Consider the following 23,942-nt stretch of genomic DNA (forward strand, 5'->3'; position numbering starts at 1 on the left):
TCCATGTCGCCTTCGATGAAGTCGACCAGCACTTCGGTGCCGATGCGCGGCGTGAACTGGGTGCCCCAGTTGGGGCCGGCCAGCGCTTCGGCCACGCGCACCCAAGTGCCGGCGCGCTCGTCGCCGGGGGCGCTGCCCTTGGCGTCGGTGTTGTGGGCCATGCCGCCGGCGTTGGCGCCTTCGCCGCGTTGCCAGGCGAATTGCACCCGCACCTGGTGGTCGCGCGTGGTGGTAGAGATGGCGTCGGCCAGGCCGACCACGATGGCGGTCTGCGGCCCGAGCGCGGTGCTGGCGTGCGGCGCGGCGGTGGCGGCGGGGACGATGGCAACGGCTTCGCGCACGCAGCCGAAGCTGTTGCGGTAGGTGCCGGCTTCCACGCCGAAGGCGGGACCGCCCTTGATCGAGGCGTCGAAGTTGTTGCGCGCTTCGTGCTCCACCCACAGCACCTTGAAGCTGTTGGCGCCGTCGGCGTAGCGCTCGTGCTGGGCGAGCTGGAAGCTGTGGCCGTGGGCCAGGCGGCGCACGGCGCCGCTGCCTTCGAAGACCTTGTTGTTCAGCTCCAGCGCTTGCAGCATCAGGAGGCTGTGCGGGTCGGCCGCGCCATGGCCGGTGTCCTTGCCGCTGGCGATGCGCTCGCCGCTGCCGTCGTAGATGGCCAGCGCGGGCAGTTCACCGGCGTCCAGGCTGGATTGCTGCTCGGCCGACGGCGCCAGCAGCTGCGCCGGGTCCCAGCTGGCGATGCTGACCGCGTTGGGCTGCACCTGGCGGCGCGCGGCGAAGCGGTCGATGGCGTCGTCGGTGTCGGTGGCGCGCACGCCGTGAAAGCGCAGCTCGGCGCCGCCGGGCATGGCCGGCGCTTGCGCCTTGCTGTCGAAGATCACCAGCTTGTGCTTGGACTGGCCGTCGCCTTGCTCGCTTTGCGCGCCCGGCGGGTCGTGCTCGAAGCGCCAGCTCAGGCCTTCGGAGGCCAGCAGGCGTTCGAAGAAGTCGAAGTCGCTTTCGCGGTACTGGGTGCAGATGGGGCGCGGCGACAGTTCCTGCGTCACGTCGAAGGAGAAGCGTACCTGCGGGTAGTCTTCCAGCAGTTCGGTGATGATGTCCTGCGCGTTCTTGTCCTGGTAGATGTAACTGTCGCGGCGCAGGCGCAGCAGCGCGAGCGCCGGTTCGAGCAGCAGGTGGTAGCGCGCCACGCCGCCGTCCGCACCCAGCCAGGCCGCCTCGGTGCACAGGCCGTGCCAGGCGCGCTGGCTGCCGTCCGGCTGCAGCAGGGTGAGAGTGAGCTCTTCTCCGATGAACTGGTCGAGTTCCAGGTCGGTGGAGGTGCTGAGCGCGTGCACGTCGAAGGCGTACAGCTGGTTCACGCCCTCGCGCGCCGTGAAGTGCTCGGCCATGAGCGACTCGGGCAGGGTGCGTTCCTGCGCGCTGGCCAGCGTGAGCAGCCGGGCGTGCTGGCTTAGGCCCGTGCCGTACACGCCGAGCGCCGAGGTGGGCAAGGATGCCGAGGCCATCAGGGCAGCGTGATGGTGAGGTTGGCCACGCGCGGCGCCATTTTCACGACGTCGTTATAGGCATGCAGGCGTTCGTCGGTGTGGCGGCCCAGCGAGGTGCGCAGGCCGATGTAGCCCAGCACGCACACCAGAGCGAACACGGAGCACAAGACCCACAGCGGCAGGTCGCTGCGCAGCTTGTGCGCCACCTGGTCGGGCCGCTCGGCGTGCGGCGCGAAGCCGCCGCGCTTGCCCTTCATCTGCGCGATTTCGTCGCCCAGGCGGCTGGTCAGGTAGGCCAGCTTCTCCGAGCCTTCCAGGATGTAGCGGCCCTGGAAGCCCAGCAGCAGGCACATATGGAACACTTCCAGCGCCTGCACGTGGGCGGCGCCGCGCGCGCGCAGTTCTTCCAGGCGGATGTAGAAGTTTTCCCCGGCCAGCTGGTCGCCGAAAAGCTGCAGCTGCAGCGGACGGCGTTCCCAGGCGTCGCGGATGGAATAGGACGAGCGCAGGATGATCTCGTCGACGGCGGCGCAGAAGGCGTACTTGGCGGCGTCGATGTCGTCCGGCGAGGCGTTGTGCTTGCGCGCGTTGCGGCCGAATTCGTCTAGGAACTGGGTCATCTTGGCGGCGAAGTCGGCGTTGTCCTGCGGGCCGCTGCCGTTCTTCAGCATGAACAAGGCGTAGAAGCCGTCATACATCAGGTCTTGCAGCGACTGCGGTTTGTTCGATACCGGCGCAGCGGGAGCACCCGGCGTGAACAGGGAAGGGGCGAGGGAAGGTGCGGCCATGTTGTTCATTGTGTTCTGTCTCCGCTCAGGAAGTGACTGCCAGCAGGTCCAGCTTCAGGTCGCGTAAGCCGGATGGCACATAGATGGAAATCGATTGGGCTTGCAGCATGCGTTCGTACATCTGTCCTTTGCCTTCGATGGCGAAATAGCAGGCGTCCGGCCGCACCGGGATGGCGGCCGGTACCTGCGGCGCATGCTGGATGCGCACGCCCGGCATGGCCGACAGTACGAATTTTTCCACGTCGTCCGGCGCGCCGATCTTGAAGCGCAGCGGTACCACGTCGACCAGTTCCACCGCCGGCAGGTCCGCCGAGACGGCCAGGTAAAAAGTGGTTTTCTCGTCGATCTTGCCGCTGTCGAGCATGCCGTGGTGGTAGGACGGCTTGTTTTCGTTGAGCGCAATGGCGAAGTATTTGGACGAAATCACCGTGTCCAGCAGCTCGCGGATGATCTGATGCAGGCGCGCAAAGGCAGGACCGGGATCGGCGTGCTGGTAGGGCGGCAGGTCGGACAGGGTCCAGCTCTTGGAGAAGGTCATCAGTGCGCCGGCCAGCGACAGCAGTTGCTCGTACAGGCGCTCGGGATGCAGCGCCGGGTGGTGGAAGTAGTGCGTCAGGCCGGCGAAGGCGGTGCTGGCGGTGTGCAGCAGCCAGAACGAGGACATGTCGCCGGAACGGAATTCGATCACGTGGCGGCTCGGTTCGCGGTGGTGGCCTTGCAGCGCGCTGACCTTGGCCTGCAGCGCGTCGATCAGGCGGCGCAGTTGCAGGAACAGCAGCGGCGCGCTGCGGATCGACAGCGACGGCGGCACGAAGGACGGATCCAGCTCGAAGCCGCCGCTGGCCGCGCGGCGCAGGCGCAGCAGCGGGAAATGGGTGTAGGAGTCGCGCGGTTCGTGGTCCGGCACCAGGCGCACGGCTTTTTTCAGGTAGCTCAGCTGGGCTTGCGCCGCCTGCGTGTACAGGTCCGGCGTGTCGGCGTTGGACTGCACGAAGCGCACGCCGCTGCTGCCCGGCCCGTTCTGGCCGGCCATGCCGAAGTTGCCGCCGAAGGGCTTGAAGGCGGGCAGGGCGGCGTAGAAGGTCACATTTTGCTGGTTTTGCGGCAGCTGGCTCAGGTCCACCGTGTCCGGCAGTTCGTCCACGCCGGGCGCGTCATACAGCTCGCCGTCCTGGAAGCGCAGCGTCAGCTCGAGCAGGCGCAGCGCGTTGTTGGCCAGCGCTTCGCGGTCAATCTCGATCTGATTTACGCCCCAGGCGTAGGGGTGCAGGGCCTTCACGCTCTCGTGCAGACGGTGTTCGTGGTAGCGGTCCTGCTGCTGAAAATGCTGTGGCCGCAGGAACAATCCCTCGCCCCAAAGTACCTTGTTTGTCATGTTATCAAAACAGAAATTTTATAAGTAGCAGAACACTAACATTTCTTTAGGAAACATGTCGCAAGCAAGCGCGGCAATCGTGCGCAGCCTTAAAAATAAGCAAGTTTCCCGGTGAAATTCAATTGAACGCACACAAAAATAAATTTCTGATAATGTGTCGGCGAAGTAACAAGTTAGCAATTGAATATCTCTTTTTTGCAAGTCAGTCCGAGGAAAGCATGAAACCTGTACATACCCTGCGCCGCCTGGCCGGCGCTACCAGCTGCGCGGTCATCCTGAGCGCGTGCAACACGGTGCCGCAAGTGCCGGAGATTCCGAAGCCGACCGTCAGCGCGCTGATGGAAAAGGCCAGCCAGGCAGCCTCGTCCGGTCAAAAGGAACAGGCCGTGACGCTGTGGAAACAGACCGCCGCCGCTTTCCCGGCTGAAAAAGCGCCCTGGGTCAGCATTGCCCAGACGCGCTACGACGCCGGTCAGTACGGCGAAGCCATCGTGAGCGCGCAGGAAATCCTGGTGCGCGACCCGAACGACCAGCTGGCCAACAGCATCATCGCGATCAGCGGCCTGCGCCTGTCGACGCGCGCGCTGGCCGACCTGAGCCGCCAGAACAACCTGAGCGGACCGCTGCGCACCGAGTCGCAAGACCTGGCCAAGCTGCTGCGCGAGAGCCTGGGCGAAACCGTGCTGGTGCCGCCGCAGGCGGCGCAGGCCTCGGCCGCCAAGCCGCCGGCTGCACGCGGCGGCACCGTCAAGAAGGGCGCCGCCAAGGCGCGCCAGGAGTCCAGCGCCGATCCGTTCAGCGGCCTGAAATAACCCGTAACCAGTCGAACAGGGGAAAACCATGTCTAAAAGTGAAAGTGTCCAAAAGCGCCTGACCAAGGTGCGTCCGCCGCGCGTGCAGATGAGCTACGACGTTGAGATCGGCGACGCCATCGAGAGCAAGGAACTGCCCTTCGTGATGGGCGTCGTGGGCGATTTCGGCGGCAACTCGGAAGTGGAGCAAAAGCGCCTGAAGGAACGCAAGTTCGTCGGCATCGACCGCGACAACTTCGACGAAGTGATGAAGGGCGTGGAACCGCGCGCCGCCTACCGCGTGGCCAATGAGCTGGGCCAGGACGGCGGCCAGTTCGCGGTGGACCTGAAGTTCAAGTCGATGGAGGACTTCCGTCCCGAATCCGTGGTGCAGCAGGTGGAGCCGCTGCGCAAGCTGCTGGAAGCGCGCACCAAGCTGGCCGACCTGCGCAACAAGCTGGCCGGCAACGACAAGCTGGAAGACATCCTGAACGATGTGTTGAGCAGCACCGAAAAACTGGCGCAGCTGAGCGGCGCCAAGCCTGAAGCAAAGGAATAAGCCATGTCCGCCCAATTGAGCCCGAACGCCGTTCCCGCCCCGGCGCTGGAATCGGCCCTGCTGGACCAGATCGTCGAGCAGAGCAAGGTTGCCAAGTCCAGCGTGGAGCATGCGCGCGCCAAGGACCTGATTTCCGAACTGGTGAACCAGGTCATGGAGGGCACGGTGGTCGTGTCCGACAACCTGGCCGCCACCATCGACGCCCGCGTGGCCGAGCTGGACCGCGTGATCTCGGCGCAGCTGTCGGCCGTGATGCACGCGCCGGAATTCCAGAAGCTGGAAAGCAGCTGGACCGGCCTGCACTACCTGGTGAAGAACAGCTCCACCGGCACCAACATGAAGATCAAGCTGCTCAACGCGACCAAGAAGGAGCTGGTCAAGGACTTCCAGAGCGCGCTGGAATTCGATCAGAGCACCATGTTCAAGAAGGTCTACGAGGAAGAGTTCGGCACCTTCGGCGGCGCCCCGTTCGGCGCGCTGCTGGGCGACTTCGAGATCACCCGCCAGCCGGAAGACATGTACTTCATCGAGCAGATGTCGCACATCGCCGCCGCCGCGCACGCGCCTTTCATCAGCGCCGCGTCGCCGGAACTGTTCGGCCTGGACACTTATAGCGACCTGGGCAAGCCGCGCGACCTGTCGAAAGTGTTCGACACGGTGGAGTACACCAAGTGGAAGTCGTTCCGCGAATCGGAAGACTCGCGCTACGTTGGCCTGACGCTGCCGCGCTTCCTGGGCCGCCTGCCGTTCAACCCGGCCGACGGCGCCACTACCGAAGGCTTCAATTTCGTCGAGGACGTGGACGGCACCGACCACCAGAAATACTTGTGGTGCAACGCGGCGTACGCCTTCGGCACCAAGCTGACCTCGGCCTTCGAGGACTTCGGCTGGTGCGCGGCGATCCGCGGCGTGGAAGGCGGCGGCCTGGTGGAAGACCTGCCGACCCACACCTTCAAGACCGATGAAGGCGAAGTGGCGCTCAAGTGCCCGACCGAAATCGCCATCACCGACCGCCGTGAGAAGGAGCTGAGCGACCTCGGTTTCATCTCGCTGGTGCACTGCAAGAACACGGACTACGCGGCCTTCTTCGGCGCGCAGTCGGCCCAAAAGGCCAAGAAATACAACACCGACGCGGCTAACGCCAACGCGGTGCTGTCGGCGCAGCTGCAGTACATCTTCGCCGTGTCGCGCATTGCGCACTACATGAAAGCCATGATGCGGGACAAGATCGGCAGCTTCGCTGCCGCCTCCAACGTGGAGGACTTCCTGAACCGCTGGCTGACGCAGTACGTGCTGCTCGACGATAACGCAACGCAGGAACAGAAGGCCCAGTTCCCGCTGCGGGAAGCGTCGGTGCAGGTGGCGGAGGTGCCGGGACGGCCAGGCGTTTATCGCGCCGTGTCGTTCCTGCGCCCCCACTTCCAGCTCGACGAGCTTTCTGTTTCGCTCCGATTGGTCGCGGAGCTGCCTGCTTCGACCAAATCCTGACGCATCATTTTTACCCGTTAAGTCCATCACCAACTGAAAGGAATACCATGGCAATCGACGTCTACCTGCAAATCGACGGTATCAAAGGCGAGTCCACCGACAACGCACACAAAGACTGGATCGAAGTCAAATCCGTCCAGTTCGAAGTGCTGCAGCCTAAGTCGGCTACCGCGTCGACCGGCGGCGGCCACACCGCCGAGCGTACCGAACACAAAGACATCGTCGTGCACAAGCTGGCCGACCTGGCCACGCCTATCCTGCTGCAGACCTGCTCCTCGGGCAAAACCATTCCGAAGGCAAAGCTGGAATTCCTGCGCGCCGACGGCCAGGGCGAGCGCATCAAGTACTTCGAAATCGAACTGGAAAACGTGCTGATCGGCTCCGTCGCTCCCGCTATCGCTGAAGGCAATATCCTGAGCGAAGACGTGTCGATCAAGTACTCGAAAGTGAAGTGGAAGTACACCCAGCAAAAGGTCGGCGGCGGCTCCGGTGGCAACACCTCGGGCGGCTGGGACCTGTCGGCCAACAAGACGGCCTAAGCATGCGCAGCATGGTCAACCAGCCTAGCCAGCAGCCGCGCTGCCAGGGACTGCCATGGCAGTGAAGGGTTACACGCCAGGGCTGTTTGACCGGCTCCTTGACGAGCCAACGCACGGTGCCGGAAGTGGCAGCACATCGGGCACCGTTGCGCGGCTATCCATCGAGGAGATGAAGGACGCGGTGGCACGCGACCTGGAAGCATTGCTCAACACCCGCGCCGTGGTGCGCGAGGATTTGCTGAAGCGTTTTCCGGAGTGCGGCCGCTCCATCGCCAGTTACGGCCTGAGCGACTTCGCCGGGCTGTCGCTGTCGAGCACCGACGACCGCGCCTATATTTGCCGCGCGCTGGAACGCGCCATCCTGCGCCACGAGCCGCGCCTGCGCAACGTGCAGGCTTCGCTGGAAGTGCGCGAGGGCGCCATCAACCGCCTCGGCTTCAACATCACCGCGCTGCTGGTTGCCAGCGCCACCCAGGAACCCGTCAATTTCGACGCAGTGCTGCAACCATCGAGCCTGCATTACACCATCAGCAAGGCGCGCCGCGCGGCGCAGCCAGGAGCCTGACTTGGAACAGCTGTTACCTTATTACGAACGGGAGCTCGGCTTCCTGCGCCGCTATTCGCGCGAATTCGCCGAGCGCTACCCGAAAATCGCCGGCCGGCTCCTGGTCGGCGGCGAGGTGTGCGAAGACCCGCACATTGAACGCATGATCGAATCGTTCGCGCTGCTCAACTCGCGCGTGGCCAAGCGCCTGGACGACGACTACCCGGAATTCACCGAAGCGATGTTCGAGGTGATGTACCCGCACTACCTGCGGCCGTTTCCCTCCTGCTCGATCGCCCGCATGGACTACAGCGGCGCTGCCGCGCAGCTGACCGCCGCCAGCGAAATCCCGCGCGGCACGCAGCTCACCTCGCGCCCGGTGCGCGGCGCGGCCTGCACCTTCCGCACCGCCTACCCGGTGACGGTGGCGCCGCTGGGGCTCACGCAGGCCTCGTTCGACCCCATCATCGCGCTGCCGGAAGCGCTGCGCGCGCCGCCGGGCGCCACCTCCAGCATCAGCATCACCCTGGCCGCCACCTCCGAGCAGGCCGGCCCGCTGCAGCTGGGCCTGGGCAAGCTGCGCTTCTTCATCGACGGCGAGCCGTCCTTCTGCGCGGCCCTGCGCGACGCGCTGTTCATGCGCACCGTGGCGGCCTACGCGGAAGCGGACGGCAACGGCCGCTGGGTGCAGCTGCAGGCTTCGCCGCTCACGCCGGCCGGTTTCGAGGAGAACGAGTCGCTGATCGACTTCTCGGCCCGCTCGCATGCGGCATACCGCCTGCTGACCGAATACTTCTGCTTCCCGGAGAAGTTCAACTTCTTCGATATCGACCTGGCCAGGCTGGGCGCCGCGCTGCCGTCCGGCGCGCGCACCATCACGCTGCACCTGGCGCTGTCCGGCTTGCGCACCGATTCGAACATCTCGCGCATGCTCGGCACGCTGAATCCGAACAACGTGCTGCTGGGCTGCACGCCGGTGGTAAACCTGTTCCGCCAGCGCGGCGAGCCGATCCGGCTGACGCACACCACCGCCAGCTACCCGGTGCTGGCCGACGCGCGCCGCGCCTTCGCCTACGAGGTGCAGGCGATCGAATCGGTACGGCTGGTGCGGCAAACGCCGCAGGGCGAATCCATCACCACCTTCCGCCCGTTCTATTCGCTCAAGCACGGCCAGGCGCCCGAAAAGAGCGGCCACTACTGGGTGGCGCGCCGCAACGAGACCATCGCCGAGAAGAGTCCCGGCTTCGAGACCGAGATCACCATCGTCGATATCGACTTCGACCCGGCCGAAGTGGAAACGGACACCCTCAGCCTGGAGCTGAGCTGCACCAACCGCGACCTGCCGTCCATGCTGTCCTACGGCATGCGCGGCGGCGACCTGTTCATGGAAGGCGGCTCCAGCGTGCGTTCCATCAGCCTGCTGCGCAAGCCGAGCGCCTCCCAGCGCTTCGAACGCGGGCGCGGCGCGCACTGGCGCCTGATCTCGCACCTGTCGCTGAACCACCTGTCGCTGGACGAGGACGGGCTGGATGCCTTCCGCGAAATGCTGACCCTGTACGACTTGCCGCGTTCCCCGGCCACGCAGCGCCAGATCGGCGGCGTGCTCGGTATCGCCCACAAGGCGGCCAACACCTGGCTGCCGGGGAACCCCTTCGCCTGCCTGGTGCGCGGCGTGGAAGTGCGGCTGACCATCGACGAGGAAGCCTTCGTCGGCAGCGGCATTCACGCTTTTGCGCACGTGATAGAGCGCTTCCTCGGCCTCTACGTGCACGCCAACAGCTTTACCCAGCTGGTCGTGCTGTCCCACAAAACCGGAGAGGAACTGCTGCGATGCTTGCCACGAAGCGGCGATTTGAGCCTGCTGTAATCGAGCGGCTGTTCGCCGAACCCTACCGTTTCGAGTACTTCCAGGCGGTGCGCATGCTGGAGCTGTGGCTCAAGAAGCGCGGCGTGCCGCAGGAGGGCGCGGTGGCGAACTTCCTGCGCTTCCACAATTCGACCTCGCTGTCTTTCCCGGCCAGCGAACTGGAATCGCTGCACCCCGAGCCGCGCGACCTGCCGCGCGACGCGCGCGCGCTGGGCGAGGCCCTGCAGTCGTCGGAGCTGAAGTACGTGCGCATGACGCCCACCTTCATGGGCTTCCTCGGCAGCAGCGGCACGCTGCCGGCGCACTACACCGAGCGCATCGCCGCGCACGCGCTGTACCAGCGCGACGACGGCCCACGCGCCTTCCTGGACACATTCTCGAGCCGCGCGCTGGCCCTGTTCTACGAAGCCTGGCGCAAGTACCGGCTGGAGCTGAAGTACCAGGGCAGCGGCAAGGATGGCTTCCTGCCGCTGCTGCTGTCGCTGGCGGGGCTGGGCAACGCCTCGCTGCGGCGCCGCATGTCGGACCATGGCGACGGCGTGCTGGACGAATCGCTGGGCTATTTCGCCAGCGCGGTGCGGCAAAAGCCGGCGTCGGCCTCGCAGGTGGCGCGCGTGCTGTCCGAGTACTTCAACCAGCAGGTGCGCATCACGCAGTTCATCGGCTGCTGGTACGACGTGCCGCCCGCCCAGCAAAGTACGCTGGGCGGCAGCAACGCGGTGCTGGGCGGCGGCGCCCTGGCCGGCGCGCGCGTGTGGCAGCGCGACCTGCGCATGCGGCTGGTGATCGGACCGCTGGACCGCGCCAGCTTCGAGTCCTTCCTGCCTGGCGGTAAGGCGGCCAGGGCGCTGAAGAGCATGCTGGCCATGTTTACCGGGCTGACATTGGAGTATGAAGTGCAGCTGGTGCTGCGCGCGGCGGACGTGCAGGGCACCAGTTTGAAAGATGAGCGCAGCGGCGGGCGCCTGGGCTGGGACAGCTTCGTGCTGACCGGCGGCCAGGCGCAGGACCGCAGCGACGTGCGGTACGAAATACACACCTTATAAAAAGGAGTAGGGCACCATGAGCATCAACCTGAAAACGCTGATCGGCAAACTGAACGATACCTGCCGCGTGGCCGCCACGCGCGCCGCCGGCATCTGCGTGTCGCTGGGCCAGTTTGAAGTCGATATCGAGCACCTGTTCCTGGCCCTGCTGGAACAGCCCAAAAGCGACCTGGTGGTGATCGCGCGCCGCAGCGGCATCAGCGTGAGCATGCTGGAGGCGGATTTGCAGGCGGAACTGAGCCGCTTCAAGAACGGCAACACGCGCACTCCGGTGTTCTCGGCGCGCCTGCCCAAGCTGATGGAAAACGCGTGGCTGATCGCGTCGCTGGACATCCAGTCCGGCCGCGCGGTGCAGATCCGCAGCGCGCACCTGCTGCAGGCGCTGCTGACCGATTCGGAGTTGTCGCAGCTGGCGCAGCGCAGCTCCAAGCTGTTCGCCAAGTTCGAACTGGAGCAGATCCGCCACAAGCTGGACGAGATCGCGGACGGTTCGCAGGAAGCCGTGCCGGCCAGCCAGTCCGGCGGCGCGGCGCAAGAGGGCGGCGACCCGGTGGGCGAGATCGCCGCCAACGCGCCCGGCAAGACCCCGGCGCTGGACCAGTACACCACCAATCTGACGCAGCGCGCCGCCGACGGCAAGGTTGACCCGGTGATCGGCCGCGACGACGAGATCCGCCAGGCCATCGACATCCTGATGCGCCGCCGCCAGAACAATCCCATCCTCACCGGCGAGGCCGGCGTGGGCAAGACCGCCGTGGTTGAGGGCCTGGCGCTGCGCATCGCCGAGGGCGACGTGCCGGACGTGCTGAAGGGCGTGCAGGTCCACACGCTGGACATGGGCCTGCTGCAAGCCGGCGCCAGCGTCAAGGGCGAGTTCGAGAACCGCCTGAAGAATGTCATCGACGAAGTGCGCAAGAGCCCGCACGCCATCATCCTGTTCATCGACGAAGCCCACACCATGATAGGCGCCGGCGGGCAGGCCGGCCAGAACGACGCTGCCAACCTGCTCAAGCCGGCGCTGGCGCGCGGCGAGCTGCGCACCATCGCCGCCACCACCTGGGGCGAGTACAAGAAGTACTTCGAGAAGGACGCCGCGCTGGCGCGCCGCTTCCAGGTGGTGAAAGTGGAGGAGCCGAGCGAGGAGCTGGCGTGCGCCATGCTGCGCGGGATGGCGCCGCTGATGGAGAAGCACTTCAACGTACGGGTGTACGACGAGGCCATCACCGAGGCGGTGCGCCTGTCGCACCGCTACATCATGGGCCGACAGCTGCCGGACAAGGCCATCAGCGTGCTCGATACCGCCTGCGCCAAGGTGGCGCTGGGCCAGAACGCCACGCCGGCCCTGCTGGAGAACCTGGCGCGCAGGCAGGAGCGCATGAACGCGGAGATCGCATCGCTGGAGCGCGAACAGGCCGCCGGCGGCGGCGCGGTGCACGGCGAGCGCCTGAAGCAGCTGCGCGAGGATTGCGAGGCGGCGGGCAAGCAGCATGGCGAGCTGGCCGCGCGCTGGGAGCAGGAAAAGCAGCTGACGGAGCAGATCAAGGCCGCGCGCGTGGTGCTGGAGGCCGGCGGCGAGGCCGACGCCAGCCAGGGCAAGGACGTGCAGGCGCTGCTGGCCGAATTGAAAGCGCTGCAGGGCGAAACGCCGATGGTGCCGGTGCAGGTGGACGGCAACGTGGTGGCCGGCATCGTGGCCGGCTGGACCGGCATCCCGCTGGGCAAGATGGTGAAGGACGAGATCAAGACGGTGCTCAAGCTGAAGGACATGCTGGAAGAGCGCGTGCTGGGCCAGCCGCATGCGCTGGAAGCGGTGGCGCAGCGCGTGCGCACCTCGCGCGCCAACCTGGACGACCCGAACAAGCCGAAGGGCGTGTTCCTGTTTGTCGGCCCGTCCGGCGTGGGCAAGACCGAGACCGCGCTGGCGCTGGCCGACGTGCTATACGGCGGCGAGCGCAAGCTGGTCACCATCAACATGAGCGAGTACCAGGAAGCGCACAGCGTGTCGGGCCTGAAAGGCTCGCCGCCAGGCTATGTGGGCTACGGCGAGGGCGGCGTGCTGACCGAGGCGGTGCGCCGCAACCCCTACAGCGTGGTGCTGCTGGACGAAGTGGAGAAGGCCCACCCGGACGTGCTGGAGCTGTTCTTCCAGGTGTTCGACAAGGGCGTGATGGACGACGCCGAAGGCCGCGAAATCGACTTCCGCAACACCATCATCATCCTCACTTCGAACGTGGCGTCGTCCACGCTGATGCAGGCCTGCCTGAACAAGAGCGCCGAGGAGCTGCCCAAGGCGGACGCGCTGGAGGAGATGATCCGCCCGCAGCTGAGCAAGCAGTTCAAGCCCGCCTTCCTGGGCCGCCTGAAAGTGATTCCGTTCTATCCGATCCCGGACGACGTGCTGGCCGAGATCATCGAGCTGAAACTGGGCCGCATCGGCCAGCGCGTCGGCGCCAACCACAAGGCCGAGTTCAGCTGGGACGAAGCGCTGGTGGATGCCGTGCTGGCGCGCTGCACCGAAGTGGACTCCGGCGCGCGCAATGTCGATCACATCCTGAACGGCACCTTGTTGCCGGAGATCGCCGAATCGGTGCTGGCCAAGATGGCCGAAGGCGCAGCGATTGCCAAAATCAAGGTGGGGGCCAACAAAGACGGCAAGTTCAAGTACACGATCCGCTAAAGGCAGTCAGGTTTGCATATTGCGGCACGTATTGCGGAGGCCCCGGCCCCCCTGTTTGCGCGGGACCAGCCGGGAGCGGCCGTCCTGGCCGGCAAGAACGGGGAAACGGTGTTTCGCAAGGGTGACGGCCTTGCTGCCCGACTGACCAAGGAAGACAGCGGCGGCCACCAACACTGTGCCGGTGAGCGCGAGGCTGGAAAGGATCGAGCAGGCGAGGACGATGGCGAAACGCTTGCCATTGGTGTAGTCAGATTTTCCTTGCATGGGTGGGCCGCGCTACCTGGCTGGAAGCCAGCCGGGCTTATTCTCGGGATACCATTCGCGCTCCACCGGGCCGTCGTACTCCGGCTCCAGCGTGCCGAGCGTGACGGCGATGCGGTCGGGCGTTTCGGTGCTGCGCCAGTACAGGCTGGAGCCGCACGCGCTGCAGAAGCCGCGCCGGCCATGACTGGATGACGCGTACTCCGTCACCAGCTCCGCGCCGCGCTCGACGGTAAAGCCGGCGCTGGCCACGTTCGCATACGAGCCCGCCGCCGCGCCGTGCTGCTTCCGGCACATGGTGCAGTAGCAATGGCTGGCGCGCTCCACCGGCCCTTCGGCCCGGTAGGCCACCCCACCGCATAGACAGCTTCCGTGTAACAAAGGACTGTGCTCCATCTGCATATCCGCTTTTAAGTGAGGCGCTTCAGGTCTGGGTAAAAGTGTTCGTGCGATCCGATGCTGAGCAATACGACTGTGGTGGGCGAGCATGTGTCGGGCTGCAAGCGGTGCGCCAGCAAGATCTCCGGTTGATTCAGCTTGAACTTGTGCACAAAAACAATGGCGAAGTCTCCCTTTTTTCGTCGCCTGGCACCGGATCGGACGCGATCTCCTTCACAGCGCTATCGACTACGCTTCTGGATCTCGCATGCAGCTTTTTCACGACCCTGGCAAACGTTGCAGAGCGATGTTCGGCTGCCGCGCGAGGCTTGGCGAGGTCGATCAGTTCATCGGACAATTTCAGTGCGGTAGGCATTTTCACCTCCTTCGAATGATTTCAGTGTGCGGTAACTTGCAACCTATTGCAACCGGAATCGCATTTCGAAAGAGGGGGGGACTCAGTCCTGCGGGCGGCCTTTGACGCCAAGGAGTTCTTCGATGTGGTCCATCGAGGCGGGGTCTTTGATGACGGAGCGCAGCCAGCTGTGCAGGTCCTGCTCGGCGGCGTCGGCGGCCTTGTCGGCGAAGTAGGAGACCGGGCTGTGCGGCTCGGTGCGCCGGAAGAACTGGGCCACGGTGCGCAACTGGGCCACGGCCTGGCTGCGGCTGTGGATGGCGCCCGGCGGGCCGGACGGGGCCAGCTGCATCGGGGTGCCCGGCGCCGCGTGGCCGTTCTGCGCGTGGCCGTTGGCGGCGCCCTCGCCGTGGGCTGCGTGGTCCGCATCGTTCATGGTGCCTCCTTCCGAGACTGGCTGGGCGCTTGCCGTGACGGCGCTGGGCGGCAGCGCGTGGATCAGCGTTTGCAGCGCGTCGCGCGCGGCGGAGAAGCCGGGGCTGTCCTCGCCCAGGCGCGCGTCGGCGGCCTGTTCGAAGGCGCGCAGGGCTTCGAGGCAGGCTGCGGCGTCCGTGGCCAGCGTTTCGCGGAACTGCGGCGAGCTGTTGCGGCGGGCCGCTTCCAGGTCGGCCAGTTTCAGGCCGCCGGCCGGCGGGCCGCCGTTGTTGGCCAGCTTGCGCGCGGTCTCGAAATCGACCATGGAGTAGGCGCTGCCGCGGCCCTCGGTGAGCGGGATGGCACGCAGCAGGCCCGGCGTGCGCGCCAGGATCCAGCTCAAATTGCCGATGCGCTGCTCGTTGTCGCCGTCCGCTTCGGGGAACAGGCCGTTGTACCAGTATTGCTCGCACAGCCCGGCCAGCACCCGGAAGCCCTCGGCCAGGCCGCGCAGGCCGTGCTTCTTGCCGCCGGCCTCGGTGAGCCACACGGCCAGGCGCAAGTCCTTGCTGCGCGTTTCAAGCAGCACGGCGCAGCGCTGCACCACGAAGCCCCAGTCGGCTTCTTTCAGGTCGGTGACCCACTCGCCCTGGTCAAGCGAAGGGTCGTCGAAGGTGCGCGCCTGGGCGATGGCGTCCAGCTCGGGAGAGAAGGCCAGGTCGTAGCCGCCCGGCTGGGCGTCGCTCACCGGCTTGAGGATTTGTTCTGCTGAAAACATGGTGACTTTCCTTATTGCTGCGCCAGGCGGAATTCGATACGGCGGTTGCGCGCGCGGCCCTCGGCGCTGTCGTTGCTGGCCACCGGGCGGTCCGGGCCCTGGCCCGAGGCGCTCAGCAGGTCGCCGTTGATGCCGTGGCTGGCGAGATAAGCTTTGACCGCCTCGGCGCGCGCCTGGCTCAGGCCCTGGTTGGTGGCGCGCAGGCCCACGCTGTCGGTGTGGCCGATGATGTCGACCTTGCGGCCTTTGAGCTTTTGCATGGCCGCCACCATCTCGTCGAGTACCTTGCGCCCTGCCGGCGTGAGGCTGGCCTGGCCGCTTTCGAATTCGACAATGCGGTTGGCCAGCGCGCTGTCCAGGATGCCCTGGTCGCTGGCCGACACGCGCAAGCCGTTGTTGACGGTGTAAGTGGGATTCAGGCTGAGCGCGGCCGCGCTGGCCAGCGCCTGGCGCTGGGCCTCGTTGGCCACCTCGCCGCGCAGGGTAACGGTGCTGCCGTCGATCTTGAGCTGGCCGCGGCTGATTTGCTTCAGGTCCGGCGTGATCAGCTTTTGCACGTAGGCGTTCCAGTTGGCCGGCGTGACCACCTGGCCGACCGAGATCTGGTCCACCACCTTGTCGGCGCCATAGACTTCACGCAGCTTGGCCAGCACGCTGGCCTTGCTGGCTTCGTCGGCGACGGTGCCGGTGGCGAGCACCTGGCCGGGCTGCGGCGCGGCTGGCGGCTGGGCGTGGGCGGGCAGCTGCGCTGCCGCGGCGGCGAGGGCCAGGAGTAAGAGGGCGGGGTAGCGCATGTTCAGGTTCCAATAAATGCCGCGTGCAGCGAGTCGAGCGCGGATTTGAGTGACAGATTGGGTTGCGACAGGTAGGTGGAGGCCTTCTTGCTGGCGTAGTCCGAGTCCACATGGTCTTCCACCCAGTCCAGCTGGTCGAAGGCGATGTGGTGCTCCAGCCCCACTTGCGGGTCCATGATGGCTTGCAGCGTGTGCGCCGAGGCGCCGCTGAAGCCCAGCACCAGCACCGGCCGCTGCGCCACGCGGGTGAGGAAGATGGCCAGCTCGAAGTCGGCGCGCGCCAGGAACGGCGTGATCAGGTGCATCCAGTAGGCCGCCACCAGGTTGCGGTACATGGGGTCGTTCGGCAGCGGCAGCAGCAAGCTCTTTTCCAGCCGGCTGGAGCTGCTGGCCAGCACCGGCTGCAGCAGCATGCCCAGGGCCAGCAGCATCTGGCGCACCGAGCCGGCGAAGCCGGCCTGCGACAGCATGGCGTCCAGGCCGCCGATGGTTTGCATCTCCATGAAGTCGTTGAAGGCGGCATCGTAGGCGGCCGGGCGCAGGTCCAGCTCCACCACGTGCGCCGCCGCCGCCTGCAGCGCGGAGCTCGGCTCGGAGGCTTGCAGCACGCCGGCGGTCAGGCTTTCCAGGCGGGTCCACAGGCGGCTGAGCACCAGCGGCGCGTTGGGCACGAAGCCGGCGGGTTCGGGCGCTTCCATGCTGCTCATCATGAGGAAGGGGAAGCGGCGGCTGGACTGGTCGCTGCTGGCCACGATGTGGCCGCCGATGGCGTGCCGGCGGCGCGGGCCGACAAAGGCGAAGTGCAGCGGCGCCAGGGCATCGTAGGTCAACTTCCAGCGTGCGTCGGCGCTGAGCAGGTCCATGGCCTGGGCCAGCCAGTCGTCCAGCACCTTGATCAGGGCCGGATTGTCGCTGCCTTTGACGAAGTCGCCACGGCTGGGAATTTTGCCGAAATAGCCGACGGCGGCGGGCGTGACGTGGCGGCTCATTGCTGCACCTCCGCGATGCGGGCGCCATTGGCGGCCATGGTGGACTGGGGCTGCGCCTGCTGCGGTGCAGTCATGCGCGGGCGTGGCGCGGCGCCTGGCGCCGGGGCTGGAACAGGCCCGGGAGCGGGGGCCTGGGCCGGCGCACCGGGGGCGCCGGCCGGGGCGGAGGCTGGGGCGGCGGCAGGAGCTGCACGCGGTGCGGCACCCTGCGCGGCGCCGGGTACGGCGGTCTGCGCGGGGGCGGCCGCGCCGGCCCCGCCGGCAGGTGCGGCGGCGGGCGCTTCGGCCACGGCCGGGACGACCACCGCGTCCGGCAGGCGCAGGCGCCTGAAGCCTGAGGCCTGCTGCGGCACCGGGGCCGGCGGCGGTGGGGCGGCGGCGTTGATTTTCAGGTTGGCGGTGACGGTGACGCCGGCGTTAATCCAGGTCAGCTCGAACACGCCGCCGTCTTTCTTCTTGCGGGTGGATGCGTCTATCATTTTCTTCAGGCCGAAGTGGCCGGTTTCGTTCAGGAGGACCACGGAGCGGCCTTCCGGGGTGATGGCGGTGATGCGCGCGCCGGGCACGCCCTGCGGGTTCGGCCACACCATGTGGACCCACGGCTGCGGCTGGCCGCGCCAGCGCAGCGCCTGGCCGTCGATCTCGATGGTGAATTCGCTGGCGCCGACCGAACCCAGCGCCTGCAGGTCGAAGCGTGTCTGCGCGTCGCCTTCGCTGGAGGCGGCCGCGTTGGCCACGCCGCCCGCGTTCAGCGGCGCCACCCAGGCCGGGAAGCTGGCCGACACGGTGGGCGCCAGGTTGATGCCCATATTGGCCCAGGTGCGGCTGCTCAATGTGTCGCCGCGGCGCACCACCAGCGGACCGACGGTGGAGGTGAAGAATTTGGCGATGGCCCCTTCCGGGCCGAAGATTTCGCCAATTTCCGCGTTGCTGGCCTCGGCTTTCGATTCGGTGGCGAACGGATACTTCAGCGCCAGGTTCTGGCGGAACGGCGTGAGCACCTGGGCCGCCCACACCTTGTTGATTTCCTGCTCGGCGGGGCGCACGATGACGGCGAAGGTCTGCATCAGCGGACGCACCAGGATCGGGCGCAGCGACTGCTTCTGCGCGTCCGTCATCCCGGTCAGCATCTGTTCGTCCACGTAGCGCAGCGCGTCGGCCAGTTCGGAGCCGCTGCCGTCCAGCGTCTGCTGCATCAGCTGCTTGGCGCCGGGACCCGGGTCACCCTGGTTCTTGATCTGGTTGAAGCGGCCGCGCAGCTTGGCCAGCTGTTCCATATAGCCGCGCATCAGTGAGGCGTCGTTGTCCTTGGCCACCACCAGGCGCGCCACGCCGGCGAACTCGCGGCCGACAGGGCCCAGCGGCAGCGCGGCGTTCTGCGCCGACGCGGCAGGCAGGTTGACGTTGATCTGCGATGGCTTCTGGCGCAAGATGGTTTCGCGGAACCAGCCGGACACGCCGCGTTGGGCGCGCTGCATGCCGGCGTCCAGCAGCGAGGGGTTGTCCCACGAGGTCTGCTGGTAGACGGTGGAGATCAGCTTGTTCAGCGGCGAGAGCTGCGGATCGCCCAGGCGGTTCATGGCCGAGGCGGCCGTTTCGAAGCCGTCCAGGTCGCGGATGGTTACCCCCTGCACGAACTTCTGCCATTCCTTGGCGTAGTCGTTCTTGTACAGGTCCACCAGCGCCTTCTGGATCTGCTCCGGGCTGCCTTCCAGCGTCAGGTCGTCCTTGGAGGCGGTCTTCAGCACCCAGTCCGCGCTTTGCAGTTCGCGGTTGGCGGCGTCGCGGAAGGCGTCCTGCACATAGCCTTCCCACGCCTCGCGGGTGAAGCTGCCGGGGATGGCGTAGCTGCCCAGCATGAGCTCCTTGTCCTGCTCGCCGACGATGCGCGCCACCGTCATGGACGGATAGCGGGTGGCGGCACGCGCCTTCACGTCGGCGTACACGCGTTCGCGCGCCGGCATGCCGCGCACCACGCGGCGCAGCTTGTCGCGGTTCTGGTCGACCAGGGCCAGCTTGTTGTCCAGCGTGGGCCAGGAGGTGTCGTTGATCTGCGCCAGGTGGAAGGAGATCATGCGTTCGGCGCTGCGTATCATCTGCTCGCGCGGCATGGCGCCGCGATTGGCGTCCAGCCACACGCGCCAGAAGCGGGTCAGCTGGTCGCTCAGGTGGCCGGCTTCGGCGCGCGATTTATCGCCCAGCATCAGATAGGTTTTCAGCGCGTTGTAGGCGTCTTCCGCGTTGTTCGGCGAGGCGTCCTTGAACTGCTGGGAGCCCTGGGCCACGGTGGCGGCCGCGCCCCCGGCGGCCGGCGCTGCCGCGTCGGCGGCGTTGGCCGCCCGCACGGACGGCTGCATCGGTTCGGTGCTGCTGTTGACCTCCGACAGGAAGGCTTCCAGCGACTGGCCCACGGGCGTGAGCATCACTTCCCGCACGCCGTGGAAGTACTCTTCGCGCAGCTTGCGTTCCAGCGTCTGGCCCTGGTACAGGCCCAGGCTGAGCGACAGCGGACGGCTTTGCTTGTAGTTGTCCAGCTGTTCGATGCGGTCCTGCAGCACTTCCAGCGCCTGGAAGCGCGATTGCAGGTCGAAGCGCTTGTTCTGCAGGCGCACGGCTTGCTGCAGGTCCGCTTCCACGTTGGCCACCAGCTGGCGGTTGTTCATGTAGGACCAGCTCCAGCCGCCCAGCGCCAGGCCGACGAAGGCGGTAGCGGCGAAGAAGGCCGCGTAGCGCATGCGCGTTTGCGCCGGGCTGGCGTACTGCGCCACCAGGTTCTTGTCGGCGAAGATCACGGTGCGGAACAGGTTGAGCAGGAAGTAGCCCTTTTGCTGGTAGGCGCCGTCGGCGTGCTGCGGCTGCAGCTTCAGGTCGAAGCGGCGCGCCACGCGCTGCGACGAGGCCGATACGGCCTCGCCTTCCTGCAGCGCGCTGGTGAAGTAGAAGCCCCGGAACACCGGCTTGAACTGGAACGGGTTTTCCTCGAACAGGGTGGCGACGAAGGTGCGCAGCGGACCCTTGATGGAGGCGAATTCGAGCGGGAAGGTGAACACGCCGGGCGGCATGCGCTCGCGCCACTGCAGCGCCATGCTGGCGCGGCTCATGTCCTTCAGGCCGTCGTGCAGCTCGTCGAAGCGGGCGTCGAACTGGTCCAGCACCTGGGTGCTGGTGGTGTGCTGGCTGTAGGGCAGGGTGGCGCCCCAGACGCGGTCGCGCTCGCCCAGTTCGCTGTCCTGGAAGAACTCGTTGAAGCCGTTGATCAGGTCGGCCTTGGTGAACACCACGTACACCGGCGCGTGCACGGCCAGGCGCTCGGTCACTTCCTGCACCCGCTGGCGCAGGTTCTTGGCCAGGTTGATGGCGAACTCCGGGCGGTTGCCCGCCAGTTCGGCCACGCTGACGGCGATGATGATGCCGTTGATGGGCGCCTTCTTGCGGTACTTTTTCAGCAGGTCGAGGAAGCCGAACCACTCGGCGCGGTCTTCGTCGGCCACCGAGTAGCGGCCTGCCGTGTCGAGCAGGATGCCGTCGGTGGTGAAGAACCAGTCGCAATTGCGCGTGCCGCCCACGCCCTGCACGATCTTGCTGTCGGCGAAGGGGAACTGCAGGCCGGAGCTGGCGATGGCGGTGCTCTTGCCGGCCGCCGGATTGCCGATCACCATATACCACGGCAGCTCGTACAGCGCGGCGTTGCCGGAGAACTGGCCCAGCTTGGACTGCTTGATGGTGGTGATGGCCTCCAGCATGCGCTTGCGCAGCGCATCGGTTTCCTGGCGCTGCACCGCGTCGGCCTTGGGTGAAGGCTGGTTGACCTGCTGCTCCAGCATGTCGCCCAGCTGGCGCGACTTGCGCTGGTGGCGCTGGCGCCTGAGCAGCCAGACCACGGCGCCGACGGCCAGCGCCAGCGCGAAGATGGTCCAGGCCAGCGAAGCGGGCTGCTGCAGCAGGGCCGCGCCGATCAGCAGGAAGGCGGCCAGCGCGATCCAGCCGACCAGCAGCAGGAAGGCGCGCGAGGTGAAGAATTGCCGGAGTGTTTGGGTAGTCATATTGGTCTTGGTTGAGGTCAAGCTGGTGTTGCGGAGGTTGCGTTGTCCATGTCGTCCGATGCGGGCCGGATCAGGGCGGCGCAGCGCAGGTAAGGATCTTCGTTGGCGATGCACAGCACCGGCGCGCCGCGCTCCTGCACTTCGTGCCGGGCCAGCGCCAGCGCGGCCAGGAAGCCGGCATTGCCGGCCTGGCCGGTGGCGTTGCCCAGCGCGAGAATGTCCTGTGCCGGATCGAGCTTGGGCTGCACCGCCTGGGCGGCCGCCATCATTTCCATCAGGCGCGTGCTGCGGTGGCCGGTGTCGGCCACGATCAGCGGCACCTCGGCGCTGTCGGCCAGCGGCTGCATGGCCTGCTGCGCGAGTTCCTTCAACACGGCGCAGTCGCCGTTGCGCGCCTGCGCCACGTCGTTCGGGCGCTGGCCGGCGGCCACCGGCGCCAGCATGGGGTAGGGGCCGTCGTCCAGCAGGGCGGCCTGCTCGGCATCCAGCAGCAGCAGGCCGGCGGCCGCCTCGCCGGGCATGGCCCCTTGCGGGCGGGCCGCCGTAAACAGGCTGCCGTTCGAGGACCAGGCGTCCACGGTGGCGTCGCCCAGGTGGGAGGTGCAAGCGAGCAGCACGGCCACGCATGGCTCGCCGCTTTGCTGCAGCGCGGCCAGGACCGGGCCCGGATGCTGGCCGGGGCGGGTGTTGACGGCGATGCGCTGCTGCGGCCAGCCGGCCTGTTCGATATGGTGGCTCAGCCAGCGGCCGGCCACGTCGCGCCATTGGCTGTTCCACTCGGGCGGCAGCAGGGCGATCAGCTGCAGCGTGGGCACCGCGTTGAGCGCGCGCGCCGCCTGCGCCGCCGTGCCGTGGCCGGCCAGGGCGTTGTCGGCAGCCGTTGCGGCTTCGCTTACGCGCGGGTGGGCGGCGGCCGCTTCGGCCAGGTGCAGCACGGCCGGCGTGGCCAGCGCCATGGCGCGCCAGAATTCGTCGCGCGCGTATAGCGCGGGCTGGCCCTGGGCGGCCAGCCACTCGCTGATTTCCTGCTCGGTGTTCTGCTCGTCGACGCCTTCGGCGCGCGCGCACATCACGGGGTAGCCGTCGTCGTCGTACAGTTCCTTGTCCAGGTCCGGGCGGGCCTTGTTGTCGGCCAGGGCGCCGGCCAGCGCTGCGGCGCTGTCGCCGTGCGGCGCATGCAGCGCGGCGGCGGCGATGGCCAGGCTGGCTGGCGCAGCGGCGCCGTCGGCCGCGGCCGTCGCGGCAGCGCCCGCGGCTGCGGCGCCGGCGCCGCCGGCGGCAGGGGCGGCGGGTTCGGCGGCGCGCGCGCTCCAGGCGGACGCGCCCTTGCGCACCAGCCAGTAGCCCAGCAGCAGCGACAGCGGCAGCGCCACCAGGCAGGCGGCCAGGTCGCCGGTGTCCGGCATGCGGTTGGTGCTGCGCCAGTACCATACGGCGCCGGTCCAGCTGACGCCAAAGGCCAGCACCGACAGCAGGATCCCTTTCATCCAGGCGTTCATGCGCGTTACACCTTGTCGACGGTGGCTTGCTGGCTGGCGATCAGCGTGGCGCCGCAGCTGGTCATGTCGCCCTGGCGGGCAACCGGTTTGCCGTCCACCAGCATGCTGGCGTCGCCGGTGACGATGACCATGGCGCCGTGCAGCGGGCACACCACCTTGTCGCCGATGCGGGCAATGGGGATGCCGCCGCTGTCGCTGTGCGGCGATGCCTCCACCACGGCGCCGCCGTGGGTATGCTTGTCTCCCAACCTGATCAATGGCCCGGCCATAGTATTCTCCTGTCTATCGTTTCATTACGCCGGCCACGCGCAGTTCCGTGTGGCCGAAGTCGCGCATCTTCCAGCGGCCGCCCCAGGTCAGCCCCAGCGATTCAGCCACTTCTCCATACAGTTCGTACCCCCGCATGGCCCAGGGATCGCGCTCGCTGATCACCAGCTTGCCGTTCTGGACGAAAGCGCAGTCCGCCGCCAGGCCGTACTGGTGCCAGCTCTGGAACGCCGCCGCGTTGGTCACGCCCGGTCCCAGCGCGGCCAGCGTGTTCTGGCGCTCCGGGCTGCGGTAGCCTTCCAGCAGCGCCATCTCGTAGCCGTGGCGCTCCTTCATGATGCGGAACGCCATCAGCAGGCGCTGCGCATAGGCCTTGTCCAGCATGACCCAGTCGCGGCTGGCGCTGGCGATCATGGGCCGCTCCAGCTGCACTTCGGCCGTGGTGAAGGCCAGCGGCGGCAGCGCGGGCGGCGGCACCAGCTGCTCGCCTTCCAGCAGGCCGGCGACCTGCGGATTGATCTCCCGCGTGGACGCCTCGAAGCCGCTGAGGCTGGGCTTGCTCCCCGCCAGCAGCGCCACCACCGGCGGCAGGCACACCAGGGCCAGGCCTGCGCCGCACAGCAAGTAATGGCGGCGCAGGAAGGCGCCCCATTCAGCCAGTTGCGCGCGGCCGCTGCGCTGCAGTTCCAGGGCGCCGTCTTCCTGCCGCTGGGCGATCGCCGCGAGGCGGCGCCGCCAGCGCATCCCGGCCCGTTCCAGCGCGCCCATCAGCAGCTCGCGGCCAGCCGGAAACAGCACCAGCCAGCTCAGCAGGCATGCCAGTAGGAAATACATCGCCACCGCCAGAAGAAACACGCTGTACCTCGCCGTCCGGTCAAAAATTATCTTAAAAGCATTGCCGTGAGTATATATTTAGTTTCTGACAATCCCGCGCACGATTGAATTATTTCGTGCGCCGGTGGGTGCGTTCCGTTGCCGTTCTGCTATGCGCCACGATTTT

20 protein-coding genes and 1 pseudogene are annotated in these 23,942 nt (G+C 67.0%); 8 read left to right on the forward strand and 13 right to left on the reverse strand.

Features of this window, described 5'->3' with window-relative positions; all coding sequences use genetic code 11:
• The 3 genes from AC6H42_RS29295 to tssK all read right to left on the reverse strand — a co-directional run.
• A partial coding sequence (locus tag AC6H42_RS29295; protein WP_497549560.1) for a type VI secretion system Vgr family protein occupies positions 1 to 1,508 on the reverse strand: 1,508 nt, incomplete at its 3' end.
• A complete protein-coding gene (gene icmH / locus AC6H42_RS29300) occupies positions 1,508 to 2,287 on the reverse strand; it encodes a type IVB secretion system protein IcmH/DotU (RefSeq protein ID WP_497549561.1) in 780 nt (259 codons plus the stop codon). The genes AC6H42_RS29295 and icmH, both read right to left, overlap by 1 nt.
• 16 nt (positions 2,288 to 2,303) lie before the next feature.
• Entirely contained in the window at positions 2,304 to 3,653 is a 1,350-nt protein-coding gene (gene tssK / locus AC6H42_RS29305; protein WP_497549562.1) for a type VI secretion system baseplate subunit TssK, read from the reverse strand.
• Positions 3,654 to 3,871: 218 nt separating this feature from the next.
• Here tssK and AC6H42_RS29310 point away from each other — a divergent pair, with 218 nt between their 5' ends.
• From AC6H42_RS29310 to tssH, 8 genes are all read left to right on the forward strand, one after another.
• Positions 3,872 to 4,465 carry a tetratricopeptide repeat protein gene (locus AC6H42_RS29310; RefSeq protein WP_057156819.1) on the forward strand — a complete coding sequence of 198 codons (594 nt, stop codon included), beginning with the start codon at positions 3,872 to 3,874 and terminating at the stop codon, positions 4,463 to 4,465.
• Between the two features lie 28 nt (positions 4,466 to 4,493).
• Complete coding sequence (gene tssB / locus AC6H42_RS29315; RefSeq protein ID WP_057156820.1) at positions 4,494 to 5,003, forward strand: type VI secretion system contractile sheath small subunit; 510 nt, start codon at positions 4,494 to 4,496, stop codon at positions 5,001 to 5,003.
• 3 nt (positions 5,004 to 5,006) lie between these two features.
• Entirely contained in the window at positions 5,007 to 6,491 is a 1,485-nt protein-coding gene (tssC, locus tag AC6H42_RS29320; protein WP_057156821.1) for a type VI secretion system contractile sheath large subunit, read from the forward strand.
• 47 nt (positions 6,492 to 6,538) lie between these two features.
• Complete coding sequence (locus tag AC6H42_RS29325) at positions 6,539 to 7,030, forward strand: Hcp family type VI secretion system effector (protein WP_056391891.1); 492 nt, start codon at positions 6,539 to 6,541, stop codon at positions 7,028 to 7,030.
• Between the two features lie 61 nt (positions 7,031 to 7,091).
• Positions 7,092 to 7,595, forward strand: coding sequence for a type VI secretion system baseplate subunit TssE (gene tssE, locus AC6H42_RS29330; protein WP_057157299.1), 504 nt, complete (start codon positions 7,092 to 7,094; stop codon positions 7,593 to 7,595).
• A gap of 1 nt (position 7,596) precedes the next feature.
• Entirely contained in the window at positions 7,597 to 9,441 is a 1,845-nt protein-coding gene (gene tssF, locus AC6H42_RS29335) for a type VI secretion system baseplate subunit TssF (protein WP_057156822.1), read from the forward strand.
• The gene (gene tssG / locus AC6H42_RS29340; protein WP_057156823.1) at positions 9,405 to 10,487 is read left to right on the forward strand and encodes a type VI secretion system baseplate subunit TssG; all 1,083 of its coding nucleotides are present in this window, start codon (positions 9,405 to 9,407) and stop codon (positions 10,485 to 10,487) included. The genes tssF and tssG overlap by 37 nt, the downstream gene beginning before the upstream one ends.
• A 16-nt stretch (positions 10,488 to 10,503) precedes the next feature.
• Positions 10,504 to 13,164 carry a type VI secretion system ATPase TssH gene (tssH, locus tag AC6H42_RS29345; protein WP_057156824.1) on the forward strand — a complete coding sequence of 887 codons (2,661 nt, stop codon included), beginning with the start codon at positions 10,504 to 10,506 and terminating at the stop codon, positions 13,162 to 13,164.
• Between the two features lie 6 nt (positions 13,165 to 13,170).
• Here the strand turns inward: tssH and AC6H42_RS29350 are convergent, their stop codons facing one another.
• From AC6H42_RS29350 to AC6H42_RS29395, 10 genes and pseudogenes are all read right to left on the reverse strand, one after another.
• A complete protein-coding gene (locus AC6H42_RS29350) occupies positions 13,171 to 13,428 on the reverse strand; it encodes a hypothetical protein (protein WP_057156825.1) in 258 nt (85 codons plus the stop codon).
• Positions 13,429 to 13,440: 12 nt separating this feature from the next.
• Positions 13,441 to 13,914, reverse strand: coding sequence for a GFA family protein (locus AC6H42_RS29355; RefSeq protein ID WP_497549563.1), 474 nt, complete (start codon positions 13,912 to 13,914; stop codon positions 13,441 to 13,443).
• A pseudogene (locus AC6H42_RS29360) lies at positions 13,836 to 14,179 on the reverse strand (type II toxin-antitoxin system RelE/ParE family toxin). The gene AC6H42_RS29355 and the pseudogene AC6H42_RS29360 overlap by 79 nt, the downstream one beginning before the upstream one ends.
• 82 nt (positions 14,180 to 14,261) lie before the next feature.
• Complete coding sequence (gene tssA / locus AC6H42_RS29365; RefSeq protein WP_057156827.1) at positions 14,262 to 15,350, reverse strand: type VI secretion system protein TssA; 1,089 nt, start codon at positions 15,348 to 15,350, stop codon at positions 14,262 to 14,264.
• 11 nt (positions 15,351 to 15,361) lie between these two features.
• Complete coding sequence (locus AC6H42_RS29370) at positions 15,362 to 16,144, reverse strand: OmpA family protein (RefSeq protein ID WP_057156828.1); 783 nt, start codon at positions 16,142 to 16,144, stop codon at positions 15,362 to 15,364.
• 2 nt (positions 16,145 to 16,146) lie between these two features.
• Entirely contained in the window at positions 16,147 to 17,133 is a 987-nt protein-coding gene (tagF, locus tag AC6H42_RS29375) for a type VI secretion system-associated protein TagF (protein ID WP_057156829.1), read from the reverse strand.
• Positions 17,130 to 21,176: a type VI secretion system membrane subunit TssM gene (gene tssM / locus AC6H42_RS29380; protein ID WP_497549564.1), complete on the reverse strand. Its 4,047-nt coding sequence runs from the start codon at positions 21,174 to 21,176 to the stop codon at positions 17,130 to 17,132. Before tssM ends, tagF begins: the two co-directional genes overlap by 4 nt.
• Positions 21,177 to 21,193: 17 nt before the next feature.
• Positions 21,194 to 22,663, reverse strand: a complete 1,470-nt coding sequence (locus AC6H42_RS29385) for a hypothetical protein (protein WP_497549565.1) — start codon at positions 22,661 to 22,663, stop codon at positions 21,194 to 21,196.
• Positions 22,664 to 22,680: 17 nt separating this feature from the next.
• Positions 22,681 to 22,944: a PAAR domain-containing protein gene (locus AC6H42_RS29390; protein WP_057156831.1), complete on the reverse strand. Its 264-nt coding sequence runs from the start codon at positions 22,942 to 22,944 to the stop codon at positions 22,681 to 22,683.
• Positions 22,945 to 22,957: 13 nt separating this feature from the next.
• On the reverse strand, positions 22,958 to 23,776 hold the full coding sequence (locus AC6H42_RS29395; RefSeq protein ID WP_497549566.1) for a M15 family metallopeptidase: 819 nt from the start codon (positions 23,774 to 23,776) through the stop codon (positions 22,958 to 22,960).
• Positions 23,777 to 23,942: the final 166 nt, after the last annotated feature.

Source organism: Massilia sp. NBRC 108631 (genome assembly GCF_059704565.1).